Origin of the sequence: Bradyrhizobium canariense (assembly GCF_019402665.1) — a bacterium.
Classification (GTDB): domain Bacteria; phylum Pseudomonadota; class Alphaproteobacteria; order Rhizobiales; family Xanthobacteraceae; genus Bradyrhizobium; species Bradyrhizobium canariense.
Map to the genome: position 1 here is coordinate 61,762 of NZ_VSST01000017.1, position 18,733 is coordinate 80,494.

15 protein-coding genes are annotated in these 18,733 nt (G+C 63.1%); 10 read left to right on the forward strand and 5 right to left on the reverse strand.

All coding sequences use genetic code 11. The features are described from left to right. Positions 1-180: 180 nt before the first annotated feature. Genes FXB41_RS09000 through FXB41_RS09010 form a run of 3 tightly spaced genes read right to left on the reverse strand, consistent with a single transcriptional unit; the run spans position 181 to position 3,363 of the window. Positions 181-1,209, reverse strand: a complete 1,029-nt coding sequence (locus tag FXB41_RS09000) for a class II aldolase/adducin family protein (protein ID WP_219681350.1) — start codon at positions 1,207-1,209, stop codon at positions 181-183. Between the two features lie 10 nt (positions 1,210-1,219). Beyond that, complete coding sequence (locus FXB41_RS09005; RefSeq protein WP_219681352.1) at positions 1,220-2,086, reverse strand: TIGR01459 family HAD-type hydrolase; 867 nt, start codon at positions 2,084-2,086, stop codon at positions 1,220-1,222. Beyond that, entirely contained in the window at positions 2,083-3,363 is a 1,281-nt protein-coding gene (locus FXB41_RS09010; RefSeq protein ID WP_007601751.1) for an FGGY-family carbohydrate kinase, read from the reverse strand. Before FXB41_RS09010 ends, FXB41_RS09005 begins: the two co-directional genes overlap by 4 nt. Before the next feature lie 196 nt (positions 3,364-3,559). On the opposite strand from FXB41_RS09010, the gene FXB41_RS09015 reads away from it, so the two are divergent. The 10 genes from FXB41_RS09015 to FXB41_RS09060 all read left to right on the forward strand — a co-directional run bounded on the left by FXB41_RS09015 (position 3,560) and on the right by FXB41_RS09060 (position 15,051). After that, complete coding sequence (locus tag FXB41_RS09015) at positions 3,560-4,555, forward strand: sugar-binding transcriptional regulator (RefSeq protein ID WP_035995620.1); 996 nt, start codon at positions 3,560-3,562, stop codon at positions 4,553-4,555. Positions 4,556-4,570: 15 nt separating this feature from the next. After that, positions 4,571-6,010, forward strand: a complete 1,440-nt coding sequence (locus FXB41_RS09020) for an extracellular solute-binding protein (protein WP_007601754.1) — start codon at positions 4,571-4,573, stop codon at positions 6,008-6,010. 112 nt (positions 6,011-6,122) lie between these two features. After that, positions 6,123-7,049, forward strand: coding sequence for a carbohydrate ABC transporter permease (locus tag FXB41_RS09025; RefSeq protein WP_088941204.1), 927 nt, complete (start codon positions 6,123-6,125; stop codon positions 7,047-7,049). A 17-nt stretch (positions 7,050-7,066) separates the two neighbouring features. Then, positions 7,067-7,924, forward strand: a complete 858-nt coding sequence (locus tag FXB41_RS09030) for a carbohydrate ABC transporter permease (RefSeq protein WP_007601756.1) — start codon at positions 7,067-7,069, stop codon at positions 7,922-7,924. A gap of 3 nt (positions 7,925-7,927) precedes the next feature. Next, complete coding sequence (locus tag FXB41_RS09035; protein ID WP_219681354.1) at positions 7,928-9,028, forward strand: ABC transporter ATP-binding protein; 1,101 nt, start codon at positions 7,928-7,930, stop codon at positions 9,026-9,028. A 14-nt stretch (positions 9,029-9,042) separates the two neighbouring features. Next, positions 9,043-10,152, forward strand: coding sequence for an ABC transporter ATP-binding protein (locus FXB41_RS09040; RefSeq protein ID WP_219681356.1), 1,110 nt, complete (start codon positions 9,043-9,045; stop codon positions 10,150-10,152). A 2-nt stretch (positions 10,153-10,154) separates the two neighbouring features. Then, complete coding sequence (locus FXB41_RS09045; protein ID WP_007601759.1) at positions 10,155-11,735, forward strand: FGGY-family carbohydrate kinase; 1,581 nt, start codon at positions 10,155-10,157, stop codon at positions 11,733-11,735. Next, positions 11,728-12,768: a 2-hydroxyacid dehydrogenase gene (locus FXB41_RS09050; protein WP_007601760.1), complete on the forward strand. Its 1,041-nt coding sequence runs from the start codon at positions 11,728-11,730 to the stop codon at positions 12,766-12,768. The genes FXB41_RS09045 and FXB41_RS09050 overlap by 8 nt, the downstream gene beginning before the upstream one ends. 19 nt (positions 12,769-12,787) lie before the next feature. Continuing rightward, entirely contained in the window at positions 12,788-13,525 is a 738-nt protein-coding gene (locus tag FXB41_RS09055) for a class II aldolase/adducin family protein (RefSeq protein WP_007601762.1), read from the forward strand. Then, positions 13,525-15,051: a glycerol-3-phosphate dehydrogenase gene (locus tag FXB41_RS09060; protein ID WP_007601763.1), complete on the forward strand. Its 1,527-nt coding sequence runs from the start codon at positions 13,525-13,527 to the stop codon at positions 15,049-15,051. Before FXB41_RS09055 ends, FXB41_RS09060 begins: the two co-directional genes overlap by 1 nt. A 974-nt stretch (positions 15,052-16,025) precedes the next feature. Here the strand turns inward: FXB41_RS09060 and FXB41_RS09065 are convergent. Both FXB41_RS09065 and FXB41_RS09070 read right to left on the reverse strand, forming a co-directional pair. Further along, positions 16,026-16,235 (reverse strand): hypothetical protein, encoded by a 210-nt coding sequence (locus tag FXB41_RS09065; RefSeq protein WP_219681358.1) that lies wholly within the window; start codon positions 16,233-16,235, stop codon positions 16,026-16,028. Positions 16,236-18,223: 1,988 nt separating this feature from the next. Next, positions 18,224-18,397, reverse strand: coding sequence for a hypothetical protein (locus tag FXB41_RS09070; RefSeq protein ID WP_157158666.1), 174 nt, complete (start codon positions 18,395-18,397; stop codon positions 18,224-18,226). Positions 18,398-18,733: the final 336 nt, after the last annotated feature.

Genomic DNA, 18,733 nt, shown 5'->3' on the forward strand with positions numbered 1-18,733 from the left:
CGAATACGAACGTCATCCCGAGGTCTCTGTAAAAATTTAGTACCTAGCCTTACAGACGCTTCTGATGGCGCGATGGATTCAGCCCGGCGCGTTTGAGGTTCCTAGATTATGAACCACGGAATTGCCGGGCTATCGGTCTTTCAGATGTAGCCGGGAAGACCGGCGGCTACTCAGGCTTCGTCAGCGGCTTGCTGTGAGCTGCTGGCGGTAGCGCTCCGCGTCCCAGTTCAGCAAATCATGCTCGCTCTCGGAGGAGAGATACACAATCTCGGCGTCGAGGGGGAGGCGGCTGGTCACGAGGGCGAGGCAGCTCAGCAGGGCTTCGGCGCCAGCGCTGGCGTCAGTGCGGATGAGACTGCCAAGTCCAGGGACGAGCAGAGCAACGGGCGGTGATTGCCCTGCAGCCTCGGCGCGCAAGCTCATATTTTGCAGGCTTTCGCCTTGCTCCAAGATCGGCAAGCCCGGCCCGAGAAAGACGACGTGATCGGGATACAGGGATCCGCTGGTGGCAATAACGCGGCAATAGCGATCGGTCGCGATGCCGTGACAGATCCGATCTTTGGGTAAGCGATAATCAGTACCTGCACAGGTAATGCAGAGCGCGTTCTGATCGCCTGACGCGGCACTGCGTGGCGGCAGCGCCAGACGCGCTTCGACTTCCATCACCAGGGCTTCCGCGCCCGCGCAAGTTTCGGCCCCCACGACCAAGCCGTGATTACCGAGGATCAGCACGTTGACGTGGACATGCGCGATCGCTTCGCTGACCGCTTGGGCCAACGGCAGGCCCGGATGGAAGTAGCCGAGCCGAAGCCAAGATAATCCGCGCAAGCGATGTTCGAACTCTTGGTGAGCGTCGGTGCGCACCGCCCATGCGATGGTGTTAACGGAATGGACGTGCAGTACGACAGGATGCGGCATCAACGCGTGCAGCGCAGTCTCAATCGAACCGCGTAGTTGAGTTATAGTATTTGGGGCCAACGGCACCCGATCATCGCCGCGCGCCAGAGCGGTGCGAGCGTCTGACAGCGCGACCGGCACGAAGATGTCCTTGTCTTCGGCGTCGGCGAGCCAAGTGCCTGAGGCTTTGACCCAGAGCACGTCGCCTTCTTTGACGGAAGAATTGCCCCCGGCGCCCTGCACCAGCAGGATGTTTTTGCCGACGCGGGCGGACATACGGCGAAGTTCGGACAAGGCGCGAGGCTGTTTCATGAAGCGATCCTCACCAACTGAGATGCTGCACAGTCCAGTGCGGCATCCGCGCATCCGCGCCGGCAACCTGCCGGATCGCGTGTGCGACATTGTGCGATCCTGCAAGTGTTTCCCGATGCGCGCCCGCGCCGACTAGCAAGGTCAGCATGCCCGCCGCACGCCCACCGGCGATGTCGTGATCGATGGAATCCCCAATGACGAGGATGCGGTCGGGCGAGGGATGGCCCAATCGTTCCAGTGCCGCGGCAAACATCGGCGCGTGTGGTTTGCCGATAAACGAAACCCTGCCGCCGAGCCGCTGATAAAAGGCCGCCAGCGCGCCCGGAGCCGGGATTAGCCCGGTCACCCCAAACATCACGAGGTCGGGATTGGCGCACAGCATCGGCAGTTTGCGGACGGCCGCCACCGTGAGGCGTTCGCGCCATGGCTCCGGTTCCGCAACGCTGTCGTCGAGGCCCGCGAGCAGGATGAAGTCGGCGGATGTGATATCTGGAACCAGGGCCAGGTCGAGCTCATCGACGATGGAGCGGTCGCCATCGCGCGAGATCAGGAAGCAGGCTTGGCCGAGGTCCGTGAAGGGCGTCTGCGCGCGTGCCTTCAGGCTCTGCCAGGTCACTTCGCCTGATGATAACACACCATCGTAAATGTCCGGCGATAAGCCCAGGGTGGCGAGGCGCCGCTGATTGCTGCTGGCGCGCTTGCCGGAATTGGAGAGGATCAGGATCCGTTTGCCAGCCTCGTGCAGGCGCCTCACGCAGTCATGGGCGGCGGGAAACACCGTCATGCCTTCATGCAGCGTGCCCCATTGATCGAGCAGCACGTGATCAAAGTGATCGGCGATAGTGCGAAGGCCGGTGATGGTCCTGGCAATGGTCATGGCGGACCACCGTTCAGCGCAAGCAGCGCCGCGCCAAAGCTCGCTTCGGTTTGCTCGGCGACCGTCACGGGCACGCCCAGCGTGCGCTGCCTGATTGCGGTCCAGTTGTTGTTCCGCGCGCCGCCGCCGATGCTGACGACCCGCCGCAACGCTGGCGCACCCAGTTTTGCGAGCTGCCGGTAGGCGAGCGCCTCTACCGACGCGATGCCTTCGAGCAAGCCCTGGAAGAACCGATGGTCTTCCGCCGGCCGTGGCGTGATCCGCGCCGTCAGCGTCGGATCTGCGATTGGAAAACGCTCACCGGGCTTTGGCAGGGGATAGTAATCGAGTCCGGTCGGTGCCTCCGGCTCAAGCTGAGGCGTCAAGCGCTCCATGTCGTCGGGCGAGAAGTGCATCAACAGCGCCGCACCGCCGGAATTGGAGGCACCACCGGTCAGCCAGCGATCGCCGAGCCGGTGTGCATAAACGCCCTGGCCGGCCGCGAAAATCGGCTGCGAGGCCAGCAGCTTCACCACCAGCGTGGTGCCGAGCGAAGTGACGGCATCGCCGACTGCGTCGGCCCGCGTGGCGATGAACGCGGCCACGCCGTCGGTGGTGCCTGCAGCGATCTTCGCTCGCGGAGAAAGACCGAGCATGCGCGCGATATTGCGATCGATGTCGGCGAAGGCCGTCCCCGGAATCGTGGTCTCGGGCAGCAGATGGCGGGGCACGCCGAGCTCATCGAGCCAGCCGGGCCATGTCCGCGTTACAGGATCGTAGCCGAGCTTCAGCGCATTGTTCTCGTCGCTGATGCCGTGACGGTCGGCGAGGCGGCCGGCGATCCAGTCGGCCTGGTGCACCGCGTAGCGCGCACGGCTGACGTCATCACGAGCGAGGAGATGCAAGAGCTTTGCGAGTGCGCTGCTGGCGCCATGCGCGCCGCTGTCTGTTGGAGCCACATCGGAAATGCGCGCGGCCTCGTCCTTTGCGCGGGCGTCGTTGTACATCAGGCCCGGCGTCAACGGCCGGCCGGCGTCATCGACGAGCAGCAAAGTTCCAGACGTTCCGTCAACGACGATCTGCTCGACCGCGCCGAGATCGACGTGCTCGCCGAGCTTACGGAGCGCGGCAAGCGTTGCCTGCCACCATAGCTCCGGCTGCTGATCGACGGCGTTGCCATTGACGCGCGGCGGCGGCAGTCCGGCCGACGCCTGGCCCCGGATGGCGGCCTGCGCGTCGATCGCGCAGGCGCGGACCCCGCTGGTGCCGACGTCAATGCCAAGGAACAAGCCTGCCATTCGACCTTACCGAAGCTTTTGCGGCCCGCTTTATCGCTGATGCGCCTGATCTTTCGGGGCTCGGGCGGGCTAACGATTGCGCTGCAGCACGTTTGGGGGATTGACGCCCCGCCCGACCTCTGCAATTTTTTGCAAGCCGTGAAGAAAATTGCAAGAGGCTTTTCCGCGCGTGACCGCATCCAGCGACAGACTGCCGATGATGGATGGCGAGGCCTCGCTCGCGACGCGTGCCGCCTGGCTGCATTTTGCTGGGGGACTGACTCAGTCGGAAGTGGCGGACCGACTCAACATCCAGAGCACGAAAGCTCACCGGCTGATCGCGCGGGCCAGTCGCGAAGGCATGATCCGCGTGTTCGTCGAGGGACCCATCGCCGAGTGCGTGGCGCTGGAAAACGTCCTGGCCGAGCGCTACGGCCTGTCCTACTGCCGCGTGGCGCCCGACCTCGGCGAAGGCGCTTTTCCGCTGAAGGCTCTGGCGCTGGAAGGCGCAAGCTTCCTGCGCCAGGCGCTTGAACGCGGCGAGCACAAAGTCATCGGCGTCGGCCACGGCCGTACGCTCGCCGCCGTGGTCGAGCAGCTGCCGCAGACGCCGGCGCGCGAGGTGCAGTTCGTCTCGCTGCTCGGCGGCCTGACGCGGAAATTCGCCGCCAATCCGTTTGACGTGATCCACCGGCTGGCTGAACGCACCGGCGCGGAAGCCTACCTGCTGCCGGTGCCGGTGTTTGCGAACTCCGTGGCCGATCGCGCCGTTCTGATGCAGCAATTCGGCATCGCCGATGTGTTCGCGCTGGCACGCAAGGCTTCGCTCCTGTTCGTCGGCATCGGCCAGATCCACAGCGATGGGTTTTTGGTGTCGAGTGGCATGATCAGACCTGATGAGGTCACGGAACTGAAGCGCGCAGGGGCCTGTGCCGACCTGCTCGGTCATTTCTTCAACGACGACGGGGCACTGCTCGATACCGACCTGTCGGCGCGCGCCACCTCGATGACCCGGGCGGATCTGAAAAAGCATCGCATCGTCGCCGTCGCCGGCGGCCTCGCCAAGTTGACGGCTTTGCGCGCGGTGTTGAAGAGCGGCCTTTTGCACGGGCTCATTATCGACGAAGCGACCGCGTCTGCGCTCACTGCTGACAAGCCGGAGGTCACATCCGGCAAAGGAAAAAAAGAAGGTCGGAAGGGAAGTAAACGCTAGAACAGGGAGGTTTAAGTGTACGATCGAGAGAAGAATCTATTCGAGTCCTACGCTGCCAAACGCATCAGCCGGCGTGACCTGCTGGATGGCGCCGCCAAGCTCGGGATCGCCGGGGCCGCCGCCAATGCCGCCTTCGCATCTTCGGTATCGCGGGCGATGGCAGCCGACTTCAATTGGAAGTCCCAGAGCGGCAAGACGATCAAGCTGCTGCTCAACAAGCACCCCTACGTTGACGCGATGATCGGGGACATTGAAGCCTTCAAGTCCCTGACGGGCATGAACCTGGCCTACGACATCTTTCCTGAGGACGTCTATTTCGACAAGGTGACGGCGGCGCTTTCGTCGAAGTCGGACCAGTACGACGCCTTCATGACCGGCGCCTACATGACGTGGACCTATGGTCCGGCCGGCTGGATCGAAGACCTCAACACCTACATCAACGATCCCGCCAAGACGAACCCATCCTTTGCTTGGGACGACGTCCTGCCGGGCCTGCGCGCCTCGACCGCATGGGATGGCGTCGCCGGCTCCGAACTCGGCTCCGGCAAGGCGAAGCAGTGGTGCATCCCCTGGGGTTATGAGCTCAACAACATCACCTACAACCGCAACATCTTCGACAAGGTTGGCGTCAAACCGCCGAAGAATCTTGACGAGATGCTCGAGGTCGCGGCCAAGATCACCAAAGATGCCGGCGGTCCCTACGGTATCGGCGTCCGCGGCTCGCGCTCCTGGGCGACGATCCATCCGGGCTTCCTGTCGGCCTATTCGAACTTCGGCCAGAAGGATTTCGTCATGGAAGGCGGCAAGCTGAAGGCCGCCATGAACACCAAGGCCTCGAAGGACTTCCACGAGAAGTGGGTCAAGATGATCCAGACCTCGGGTCCGAAGAACTGGTCGACCTACACCTGGTACCAGGTCGGCACCGACCTTGGCGCTGGCGCCTCCGGCATGATCTTCGATGCGGACATCCTCGGCTACTTCATGAACGGCGGCGAGAACAAGGAGCGGGGCCATCTCGGCTATGCGCCGTTCGCGGCGAACCCGGCGGCCAAGGCGCCGACGCCGAACGTCTGGATCTGGTCGCTGGCGATGTCGAGCTTCTCCAAGCAGAAGGACGCGGCCTGGCTGTTCATGCAATGGGCGGCCTCGACCGAGCATGACCTGTTCGGCGCGCGGAAGATGGATTTCGTCAACCCGGTGCGCGCGTCCGTGTGGAAAGACTCCGAATTCCGCGACCGGATCGGCAAATCCTATCCGGGCTATCTGGAGCAGCACGATGTCTCGGCGCCCGGCGCAAAGATCTACTTCACCGCGCAGCCCCTGTTCTTCGACCTGACCACGGAGTGGGCGGCGTCGCTGCAGAAGATGGTCGCCAAGGAGGTCAGCGTCGATGAGGGGCTCGACAAGCTCGCTGACAATATCAACCGCCAGCTCAAGCAGGCGGGTTTAGGTTGACGCATCGCGTGGTGGAGCTTCCTCCGCACCACGCCAACCCGCCGGTTGGGATCGAGGCCCTTTCCGAACCGGCGGTGTTCACGCCCACAGCTGATCCGTTATCATCATGAGCATGGCCCAACTCCTCCAGACCAGCGCGACGGCGCGCATCAAGCCGAGGCCGCGCGGCCGCTGGCTGCCTTACTTGCTGAGCCTGCCGGCCTTGCTGGTCTGTATCGCCATCCTGGTGCCCTTCGTCACCGCGGCGGTGTACTCGCTGCAGCGCTACCGGCTGAACCTGCCCTATCTGCGCGGCTTCATCGGCGTCGACAATTACATCGACTTTCTGTCCGACCCCGCCTTCTGGAATACGCTCAAGATATCATTGGTCTATACCGCAGTGACCGTTGTCGCGGAGTTGCTGTTTGGTCTAGGGATCGCGCTGTTGCTGAGGCGGCCGACCCGCTTCCACAACGCAGTGTCGATCATGCTGTTGCTGCCGCTGATGACGGCACCGGCGATCGCCGCCCTGATGTGGAAGCTGATGACCAATCCGAGCTTCGGCATCCTGTCCTATGCTGTGAGCCTGCTCGGCATCCATGATTTCAAATGGGCCTCTGATCCCTCGACGGCGCTGTTCACCGTGGTTCTGGTCGATGTCTGGGTCTACACGCCCTTCATGATGATCCTTCTGCTGGCAGGTCTGCGCTCGCTGCCGCGCCAGCCGTTCGAGGCCGCCGCGCTCGACGGCGTGCCAGCGAGCTTCGTGTTCTTCCGCATCACGCTGCCAATGCTGACCCCCTATATCATCACGGCCTCGCTGTTTCGCCTTCTGGACTCGATCCAGCAGTTCGACATCATCTATGCAATGACGCAAGGAGGACCCGGCGACCGGCTGATGGTGTTCCAGGTGCAGGCCTATCTCGAATTTTTCCAGTACACCAATGTCGGCCGCTCGGCGGCGCTATTGATGATCCTCTGGCTGATCACCAACATCCTCTCCAACATCTTCATCAAGAATTGGCTGCGGTTGCGCGAGCGCGCGCACGGCCACGCCTAGGCGATCAGGGGACCGCGATGGAGCACAGCAGTCTGGCAGGTCGAGTTTTTCGAGGCGTGGCGCTGGCGCTGGTGCTGGTGTTCTTCATGTTTCCGATCGTCTGGATATTCCTGATGTCGTTCCAGAGCAACGAGCAGATCCTGCGGATACCGCCGCGCATCTTGTTTGAGCCGACGCTTTTCAACTACCAGGCGCTGATCTCCGGCCAGCTGCGTACCACAGCCGGCAATCTCGAGATCTCCTTCATGCGCAACCTGATGAACAGCTTTGTGCTGTCGAGCGCGGCGGTGCTGCTCGCGCTGTTGCTCGGCGTGCCCGCCGCCTATGCCTTCGCCCGGTTCAAATTTCGTCTCGGCGAGACCATCGCCTTCACGCTCTTGTCGTTTCGCTTTGCGCCGCCTCTGCTGGTGCTGCTGCCGCTGTCGCTCTACTACCAGCAGCTCGGGCTCAACGACACCTATTTCGGGATCGTCTGGGTCTATCAGCTGATCGCGCTGCCGCTGATCCTGTGGATCGTGCGCGGCTATTTCGAGGATATCAGCCCGGATATCGAGCATGCCTATCGGCTAGCCGGCCACTCCTGGCGCGAGGCCTTTACGCGGATCGCGGTACCCCTCGCGGGTCCGGGCATTGCTGCGGCGGGGCTGTTGTCCTTCATCTTCTGCTGGAACAATTTCGTCTTTGCACTGATCCTGGCCTCGGCGGACAAGCAGCCGGTGACGGTCGGTGCACTGGCCTTCGTCACTGCTTCGGGCATCCAGTACGGCCAGATCGCCGCGGCGATCGTGCTCTCGGTGACACCGACCTTGCTGCTTGCGCTCTATGCGCAGCGCTATCTGGTCGAGGGCCTGTCGCTCGGCGCGGTGAAAGGCTAGGGCATGGCGCGTCTCGAACTCTCTTCCGTGGGTAAGGCATTCGGCGCTGTGAGCTGCGCCGCCGATCTCTCGCTGGCCGTCGAGCCGGGCGAGATCGTGGCCGTGTTCGGTCCGTCCGGGAGCGGCAAGACCGTGCTGCTGCGGATGATCGCTGGGATGTTCGAGCCGGACGAGGGCGACATCCTGGTTGGCGGCCACTCGATCGTCGGCGCGCCGCCCGAGCGGCTCGGCATCGGCATGGCGTTCCAGAACTTTGCGCTGTTTCCGCACATGACTGCCCGCGCCAATATCGCGAGCGGCTTGCGGGCGCGGGGCGCGGGCGCCGACGTGTCCGCAAAAGTCCAGTCGATCAGCCACTTGTTGAAGATCGAACATGTCCTTGATCATAGTCCGCGCGAACTGTCGAACGGACAGAAGCAGCGCACGGCACTGGCCCGCGCGCTGATCGGCAATCCCGAGGTGCTGCTGCTCGATGATCCCCTGCGCAATGTCGACGCCAAGTTGCGCTATGAGATGCGGCTCGAACTGCCGACCTTGCTGCGGCGCGGCTCGGCGTCCGTGCTCTATGTGACTCAGGATTATCGCGAGGCGATGGCGATTGCCGATCGCATCGCGGTGCTGATCGAGGGGCGCCTGGTGCAGGTCGCGCGTCCCGAGGAGATCTATGCCCGGCCGGCCACAGTTGCGGTGGCGCGGCTGTTCGGCGATCCCAGCATCAATCTCGCCGAGGTCGTGCCCGTCGCGGAGCGTGGCGTCTTGTTCGCAGATATCTCAGGAACGCGCGTGCGGCTCGATACGGCAGACCACCAGCCGATGGATCTGGGGGCGTGCTGGGTCGGGGTGCGGCCCGATGATCTCGTGATCTCGCAAGTAGCCAGCGGCGATGCCATCCCGGCGCGCGTCGTCGCGGTCACCCCGATGCATGAGAAGGCGGTGCTGCTGTTGCGCTTCACGGATGGTACTGAATGGCTGGCGGCGTTGCCGCCAAGCGCGACCGTGGCCGACGATGACGTTTTCGTCCGCTTCGCGCCGGAAGCATCATTGCTGTTCGATCGTGCGACCGGTGTTCGGATCGGGCTGCCGCACCGGCGCCAGGCGGCATAGGAGCGACGAGGGGCATGCTCGAGCTAGAGAATGTCGACAAGGTCTACCGCAGTCGCGGCAAGCCGCCGGTGCACGCCGTGCGCGCGCTCGACATGGAGGTGGGCAAGGGTGAGATCGTCGCGCTACTCGGCTCGTCCGGTTGCGGCAAGACCTCGACCTTGCGCATGATCGCGGGCTTCGAGGACGTCACTTCAGGCTCGATCGCGCTCGACAATCGGCGGATCGAGGCGCTGCCCCCGGCGCGGCGCAAGGTGGCGATGGCTTTCGAGGGCTATTCGCTTTACCCGCCGCTGACAGTGCGCGAGAACATCGGCTTCGCCCTGAAGGCCCAGCAGCTGTCGCGCGGCGAGGTGACGCGGCGGGTCGATGCGATCGCGGGGCTGGTCGAAATCGAGGACATCTTGGACGCCTATCCGCGGGCGATCTCCGGTGGACAGCAGCAGCGGGTGTCGCTGGCGCGGGCGCTGGTGCGCGATGCAGATCTTTATCTACTCGACGAGCCGATGGGCCAGCTCGAGCCGCAGCTGCGCGCAGTGTTGCGCGGACGGATCAAGGGCCTACTGGCCGAGCGCGGCATGACCGCGATCTTCGTCACCCATGACCAGACCGAGGCGAGCGCGCTCGCCGACCGGATCGCGGTGATGGAAGACGGTATTCTGCAGCAATTCGCCAGCGAAAAGGAGCTGAAGAACCGGCCCGCCAACCTGTTCGTCGCCAGCTTCATCGGCGAACCACCGATGAATCTTCTGGAGACCGAGGTGGCGCGCGCCGATGGTGGTTTCCGCCTGTCGGTCGGCAGCGCCATGGCGTTTCTGATTCCGGGCGACAGGCTAGATTCCACCGCTCAACAGGCGCTGCAGCAGACGCCGCGCGTGCGCGTCGGCATCCGGCCGCAGAAGGTCGCGGTCGGCAGCGGAGACGTGCGCGTCCGCATCGTCTCTAATCAATGGCTCGGCGACCAGTCGCACGTCGCCGGCGAATGTGCCGGAAATTTCCTGATCGCCGTGACGGCGGGCAGGGTGGCGGCGCGACCGGGCGACGTCATTTCCTTCGGGCTGGAGCCGCGCCATCTGCACATTTTTGGCACTGAGGGCACCTGCATCCGTCATGCGGAGGTGCGCTGACGATGCTCAATCCGCAGCGCCGTGACGTGATCGTCGGCATCGATGCCGGTACCTCCCTGATCAAGACCGTGGCGTTCACGCGGGACGGCAAGCAGTTGGCTGAGTCCTCGCTGCCGAATACCTACGTCACGCTGCCCGGCGGGCGTGTCGAGCAGGACATGGCGCGGACCTGGACAGATACGGTCGCAGCGCTGCGCGGGCTGGCGGCGCTAGTGCCCGAGCTTGCCACGCGCGTGACGGCGATTGCGGTGACGGGGCAGGGCGACGGCACTTGGCTGATCGACGATGGCGGCGGCCCGGTGGCGCCAGCGTTGTTGTGGCTGGATTCACGCTCTGCCGAGATCGTTGACGATATCAGGGCCAGCGAGCGCAACATCGCGCTCCATCGGCGCACCGGCTCGGGGTTGAATGCCTGTCAGCAGGGTCCGCAACTGGCCTGGCTGCAGACGCATGCGCCGCAAACCCTGTCGCGCGCGGCGACGGCGTTCCATTGCAAGGACTGGCTCTACTTCAACCTCACCGGCGAGCGCGCCACTGATCCGTCGGAGGCCACATTCTCCTGCGGCGAATTCCACAAGCGCCGCTTCGATGCCGAAACGGCGCGGCTGATCGGCATCTCCGATTGCATGCGGCTGTTTCCCGAGGTCGTCGACGGCGTGACGACGACCCATCCGCTCAGCGCGACCGCGGCGGAAGAAGCCGGTCTGCCCGTCGATGTGCCTGTTACGCTCGGCTATGTCGATGTGATCTGCAATGCGCTCGGCGCGGGGCTTTACGATCCGGCACCCGATGTCGGCTGCACCATCATCGGCTCGACCGGCATGCATATGCGGCTGGCGTCGAGCGCGGGCGCAGTGACGCTGAACGCGGAAGCGACCGGCTACACCATGCCGTTCCCGGTGCCGTGCCACTACGCCCAGATGCAATCCAACATGGCAGCGACGCTGAACATCGACTGGCTGCTCGATCTCGCGCGCGATCTGCTCGCGGCCGAGGGCGTGGCGCGGACGCGCGCCGACATGATCCGGCGGCTGGACGATCGGGTGCTGGAGGCGAAGCCCGGCGAGCTGCTGTTTCACCCCTTCATCTCCGATGCCGGCGAGCGCGGTCCGTTCGTCGCGCATGAGGCCTGCGCGCAGTTCCTCGGCCTGCGCTCGCGCCATGGCTATTGGGACCTGATGCGCGCGGTGATAGAAGGGCTCGCCTTTGCCGCCCGCGATTGCTACGCCGCGATGGGAAGTCTGCCGCGCGACGTGCGGATCACGGGTGGCGCGGCGAGGAGCCGCGCGCTGGGGGTGATCTTGAGCGCTGCGCTCGATTGCAACGTTCGCGTCTGTAGCCGCGGCGAAGCCGGTGCTGCGGGAGCTGCGATGATCGCAGCCGTCGCGACCGGACTCTATTCCAACATGACTGATTGTGCCGAGGATTGGGTGAGACCTTATTTGAACGAACCGCAGGCGCCTGACGCGGCATTGGCCGCGCGCTATGCAAAGATGTTCCCGGCCTATCTCGATGCCCGGCTGGCGTCACATCCGGTCTGGAAGCAGCTCGCGGCGCTGCGCGCGGGAGCTGGTCATGTCTAAATCCATTGCCGTCATTGGGGATCGATTCATGCTTCCCTCGATCTTCGTCGAGAAGATCACGGCGGCCTGCGGCAACGGCATCGATATCCGCACCCTCGAGCAGCCATGGCCCGACGAGCCGATGGAGCACGGCTATGCCGGCTCCAAGCTCGACGGCCTGAAGGAGTTCATGGGCGATCCCGACGAAGTCGTGTCCTTCATCGGCGATGCGTCGCTGTTGGTCACGCATCTGGCGCCGGTCTCGCGGGCGATGCTGGAGCGGCTGCCGAACCTGAAGTTCATCGCGGTGTCGCGCGGCGGGCCGGTCAATATCGACATGCAGGCGGCGAGCGATCACAAGGTGCTGGTCGTCAACACGCCCGGCCGCAACGCCAGCGCCGTCGCTGAGTTCACCATTGGCGCGATCCTCGCGGAGACCCGGCTGATCCGCAGCGGGCATGAATCGCTACGCGGCGGCGAATGGCGCGGCGATCTCTATCGTGCCGATCGCACCGGGCGCGAACTCGGCGAGATGACGATCGGCATCGTCGGCTATGGCGCGATCGGCAGCCGCGTGGTGAAGCTGTTGAAAGCGTTCGGCTGCAAGATCCTTGTCGCAGACCCCTATGTGCAAATCAGCGCGCAGGACCGCAATGACGGTGTCGAGCATGTCGCGCTTGCCGACCTCCTGACGCGGGCCGATGTGGTGACGCTGCATGCGCGGGTGACGCCGGAGACTACGGGATTCATCGGCCACGACGCACTGGCCGCGATGAAGAAGGACGCATTCCTGATCAACACCGCGCGGGGCCCGCTGGTCGATTACAAGGCGCTACATGAGGCATTATCCGCAGGGCGGCTGGCCGGCGCCACGCTTGATACGTTCGCGGTCGAGCCGGTGCCGCCGGATTGGCCGTTACTGCAATTGCGCAATGTCACGTTGACGCCGCATATCGCCGGCGCCTCAGTGCGCACAGTAACCGTCGCCGCCGACCAAGCGGCCGAGGAGGTTCGCCGCTATCTCGCTGGCGAGCCGCCGCTCAATCCATGTTGACGAGGAGAGGTATGTTGAGATGACCCGTGAGGAGCGCCAGTTACGCGAAGCGATCATTGCCAAGTGCCGATGGATGAACGCCTCCGGCCTCAACCAGGGCACCTCGGGCAATATCTCGGCGCGCTACAAGGACGTCATGCTGATCACGCCGTCGGCGACGCCCTATGATGCGATGAAGCCGGAGATGATCGCGGCGATGCCGCTCGAAGGCAAGCACGGCTCATGGTCGGGACCGCTCCAGCCCTCCACCGAATGGCGCTTCCATCTCGACATCATGCGCGGCCGGCCGGATGTCGGCGGCGTCGTACACACCCATTCGACCTACGCCACGGTGCTGGCGATCGCGCGCAAGCCGATCCCCGCCTGCCACTACATGATGGCGGCGTTTGGCGGCCACGACATCCGCTGCGCCGGCTATGCGCGCTACGGCACCGCCGAATTGTCGGAACTCGCGCTCGCCGCGCTCGAAGGACGCAACGGTTGCCTGCTTGCCAATCACGGCATGATCGCGGTTGGCGCCAACCTCGACAAGGCGATGTGGCTCGCAGTCGAGCTCGAGACCATCGCGCGGCAATATTATCTGTCGCTGGCGCTCGGTCAGCCGCACATTCTGAGCGAAGCCGAGATTGCCGACACCGCCAAAGGCTTCTCGACCTACGGCCTGCAGACGCCCAAAAAACCTGCCAAGGCCAAACCTGGCAAGGCAAAGAAGGCCGCCGCGCGCCTGGCGATTGAGATCAAGCGCAGCCGGACGTGATGTCAGCGACGGCGCCGGGGAGGGATCACGGGCTGGTCGATCTCGCCATCATCGGCGGGGGCATCAACGGCGCCGGGATCGCGCGTGATGCGGCAGGGCGCGGCCTGAAGGTTCTGCTGTGCGAGAAGGGCGATTTCGCCGAGGGCACCTCGTCGCGCTCCGGCAAGCTCGTCCATGGTGGCCTGCGCTATCTCGAATACTACGAGTTACGCCTGGTACGCAAGGCGCTGATCGAGCGCGAGGTGCTGCTCGCCTCGGCGCCGCATATTATCTGGCCGATGCGCTTCGTGCTCCCGCACTCGCCTGAGCAGCGGCCCGCCTGGCTGGTCCGCGCCGGGCTGTTGTTCTACGATCACCTCGGTGGCCGCAAGCAGCTGCCGGCAAGCCGCGGACTGGATTTCGCCAAGGCGCCCGAAGGCGCGCCGCTCAAGGCGGAGTTCCGGCGCGGCTTTGAATATTCCGACTGCTGGGTAGATGATGCGCGGCTGGTGGTCTTGAATCTGATCGCTGCCAGGGAGAAGGAGGCGATGATCCTGCCGCGCACGCGCGCCGTGAGTGCCAGGCGGGAGGGCGAGACCTGGCTGCTTGAGATGCTAAGCGAGGACGGACGCTCACAACGCGTGCGGGCGCGTGCACTGGTCAATGCAGCGGGGCCGTGGGTGCAGGATGTCGTCCAGGGAGTGGCAAAACTCAATTCGTCACACAATGTGCGTCTGGTGAAGGGCAGCCATATCGTGGTGCCGAAATTTTGGAGCGGGCCGCAAGCCTATCTGCTGCAAAACGAGGATCGCCGCGTCATCTTCGTCAATCCCTATGAGGATGACCTTGCGCTGATCGGCACCACGGACATTCCCTATGAGGGAAGCGCCGAGAATGTCGCGATCGACGGCGACGAGATCGCTTATCTGCTGCGCGTGCTGGCGCGCTACTTCAAGACGCCTCCAGCAGAGAGCGACATCGTCTATGCGTTTTCCGGCGTGCGGCCGCTTTACGACGACAATGCGAAAAATCCGTCGGCGGTGACTCGGGACTATGTGTTCGAGGTGCACGGCGCGCCCGAAGAGCCGCCTCTGTTGTCGATCTTCGGCGGCAAGATCACGACCTACCGTAGGCTGGCGGAGCAGGCGCTGGAGCGGCTGCAGCCGTGGTTTCCGAGTATGTCATCGGCATGGACCGCCGGCCGGCCACTGCCAGGCGGTCAGATCGGCGGTACGTTCCAGGAGTTCGTGGCGGCGATCGCGGCCGAATATCCCAATCTACCGCGCAAGTTGATCCAGCACTATGCACGCCTCTACGGTACCCGTGCGTGGGACCTCCTAGGCACCGTGCGGAGCATCCCGGAGCTCGGGCGGCACTTCGGCGGGCTGCTCTATGAACGCGAGGTCCACTATCTGCAGGAGGCAGAATGGGCGAGCAGGCCTGCAGATATCCTGGAGCGACGCACGAAGCACGCCCTGCATTTGAGCTGCGGAGAGCGGAAAGCATTCGAAGAGTTCATGCAGAATTCAGATGCCGGAACCGCCTGATGACTTCCCGAGGTTGAAGCAAATAGCCCGCCGCAACCCCGACTTCCTCATTGCAGTCGCTCTTCGCCGCGTTTCTACTTGGATTGTGGGTGGCTCGTCGGCGCTAGGAGAGCCGCCGGCTCGGCAGGAGCCTGGGCGTGTCCGTGCGATCGTCGCTCAAGGGCGCACGACGAAGATCGAGGCTGGCGCAAAGTCAGTACGGGGGGATCCATATGACCGGGCGCCGGGAGCAAGGCGTGATCCCACATATTGCGCCCACAAGTCTGCTTAGATTCTACGGCTCTGGCATGTGCAGCAGGAAAGCAACACTCCACAACACCTTGCGCGAGTGCGTGAATGTTAATTTGCACAGTCAGAACGATTCAGGCCAGCTCCCGCAACGAACCTTGTAGCTGTGGGGGACACAATGACTGTTACGCGTTGGATCGGCGCCGCCGCCCTGTTCCTGATCGCGGTGAGCTCTGAAGCTTATGCCGCGCGCCAGCACAGACCGGGAGAGCGGATTTCCTGTTCGGAAGTCCGATACTACGTTGCGAGGTATTCGGCGGCTGTGGCCGAGATGTATGCCCGCAATCAGGGAGCCACCAACAGCCAGATCGAGCGGGCTCGGCGTTGCTTGGCCTCAAACGAGACCGCCGAAACAGGTCCACAACGGTCCTACAGCGAATAAGCATGACGAACATTGAGCTGGGACGTGAAGCGACCGAGGCATATACGGTAGCGAGGTGCTGCTAAAGCCGCTCCACGCAATACGGGCCTTCGAAGCGGCCGCGCCCGCCTGCCCAGCTACAGCCTGAGCACGGAGTCGACGGCGAGGATCTAGCATGTGCAGGCGACGGATCCTGACCTAGGGCTTCACCGAGGTTCGGGCTACCACCGAAGCGCGGGCGTCGACAGTTGACGAAGCGCGATAGTGGCGGATTGGCTTCTGCCGTGTCATAGAGATTTGCAAATGGGGAACACCGGCTGCCGACCTACTTGACGTAGATCATTCGTTCCTTAGTGGCCCGCAGGCTGCGGATGTAATAGCCTTGTGCCTGAACGGCTGACTTGATTTCGTTGCTAACCTTGAGAACTCGTTTTCTGCTCTTTCGCCAGGTATGTGCAGAGTAAAGCGCAGGTACGGCCGAGCCTGTACTTAGAACGAGCAAGCCGCGCTTGTCATTGCGATAGACATCAAACATCGTTCGCCCCCGCCGACCATATCGAACTAAGAATGGAATATGTTTCGGTTGTCTCAATGGCCGAGCTTAGTATTTCAGTCCGCTGTGCGGGTCGTAAATCTGCAACGCCAGCGACTTTCCTTCGGTTCGTTCTGGATACGGAACGAACTGAAGGAAGCCCCGGCCGCCGTCAAATTGCTGCGTATGCAATTACTTCAGTCACGATGTGTTTCGGATGTTGTTGATTTGGGGGCGGAATCGAGCGGCAAGCGGCCGCCGCCGTCTTCACGGATTCGCCCCGTGTGGTTGCTCGTGCACGGCAACGCCGACACGTCGTCGTGGGCGGCGATGCACCTGGCCCGTAGGCGATGTAGCTACGTCTTTCGCTGACTGCCTGTTAAGGAAGAATAGCCGACTAGACCTGCTCGCGCTTCTGCTCTTCGCGTTTTGCCCAACAGCGCACCTCGCAACGGCTCGGCTGCACGTTCGCTTGAGTTCGACGCAACTTGGCGTCAGCCGATGTCGCCGTTGACCTCAAAACGGGCCCGTTTTGACCCTCACGTCTTACGAATTTTTGGGTGTCCTACTTTCTATCTTTGATAGTCGGTCGCACTAACGGGAAGCTACTCTCTTTCTTCTTCTTCTTCTTCTTCTTCTTCTTCTTCTTCGGAGAGTGGGCATGAATCAGCATCCAAGTCGATCGAATTCCGGGGCGCGCATTGTGCGATTCAGGTCTGAACTGGTCAGGCAGGAGTCGGGACCTATGATGGTCCACCTGTTTGATTTGCCCAGATTACGACCACGAGGCTACGCCAAGTCCTCGCTAACTCATCGGGCGGTGGTGCTCGCCCTCGTAACGGAAGGCCGCCTCAGTCGGCCCTCTCCTTTTCGGCCCTCTTTCCTTTGGTCAATCCGCGCGCATGCGGAAGGGCGTCAGGTTCGAAGCTTTGGCACAACAACCTGCGGCCATCGCTCAGGGGGCGCAAACAGAGCGGCCCCAGCGGGGATGGGGGGCCAAGGGCTGGGGCCGCCATTCCGCACCGGACGTATTCGGCGGTAAGGGTCCGGTGGATCAAACCAAGTCAGTCCGGAACCGATGGTTCCAAAGGCTGTTCCGTCATCGCACATGAACCCTGGCACGCCGTGTGAATAGGGTATGGGGACTTTGCAATGCCCCTCCCGGGCTGGAAGTCGCCGGCCCGCGATCAATTAAGCCGACGGAGTTATGCTTCAGGAGCCTCAACCAGTTTGGTATCCAGGACAAGCGACAAGCTCCTCCACGTTCCCAGAGACCTATGACGAGCTGCCGCGGCGCGCGCAGCGGTATCGCTACGTTCGCAGAATTCGACGAGCGTCGCCGCCCAGAAGCTGGCGGGGTAGTCAAAGGGGTGCATCGACGCCCAGCGCCGCGATCGTCCGTCGGGTTAGGGCGCCGGACAATCACCGGACGAGCGCACGACTTGCTTACTGCGGCAAATTGGGCTGCGCCCCACTGCGAGATGTGATCAATACTGCCCTGAGCCCGTACAGAACAGGCCAAGACCGGATTACGATTTCCGGTCCTCCACTTGTTCTGAAATCACGACAGTCGCTCGCCCTGTCCTTGGCGGTCCACGAGCTTGCTACTAACGCGTTGAAGTACGGCGCTCTGAGCGTGACAAGCGGCCGCGTGTCGGTTGTGTGGTCATCCGAAGATCAAGCGGGTGATCAAAAGTTTGTCTTCGTCTGCCAAGAATTCGGAGGCCCATCTGTGTCGGAGCCGACCGTGAAAGGCTTTGGCTCACGCCTCATTTCGAGAACACTGGAAGAGGATTTCCGAGGGGCGGTTACTGTGTCCTACGGATCGAGCGGGCTCACTTGCCGTCTCACTGCCCCCGTTGCAAATCTAAAAACTTCACCGCAATAGCAGAAGTCTTTTACCCGAGCTACGTTGACCAACGCCAAGACGAGTAGCCCGCTCGCGGGTCCACCGTCATCGAGGCGGGGTTCGAGAGTGTTCGCGAGACAATCTAGAACGTGCGGTACGGCCCCAAGCCGAAGAGCGCCTCAGTCACCGTGATGTCCGCTGTCCAACCGATTTTAGCGATCCAATCGTTGACGGATGACTGACATGGGCTGGTGGCGGTATTGCCGGCCAGATCGGTGAGCTTATCGATGGAAACGGCGGCTTCGATACGGCGCAATACGCCAATCTAACCTTCACGACGGGTGGGGATCAGCGTTCGCCTTGCGGCAGGAACGGTGATTGGCGATGCCTCGAGCGGCGCCGGCTCCCCTATGACGTCGTTCGCTCTCCTCGAAAGCGTAACGAACCTACTCCGACGTCCCGTCCACCCCCGCATTTTCGTGCATGCAAGATGGTCCAAAAGCCGAGGTAAGTGTCCAGCGGAACAGCCGATTCTTGGCCCCGCTTTCCACGTTTTCAAACCCGGCCCGCTGCGCGAAGACGCGTCCGCTAGTGCGGCTTACTCGACCTTGCTGCTTATGGAAGCCTTGCAATCGACCGTAGACCGCGAGGC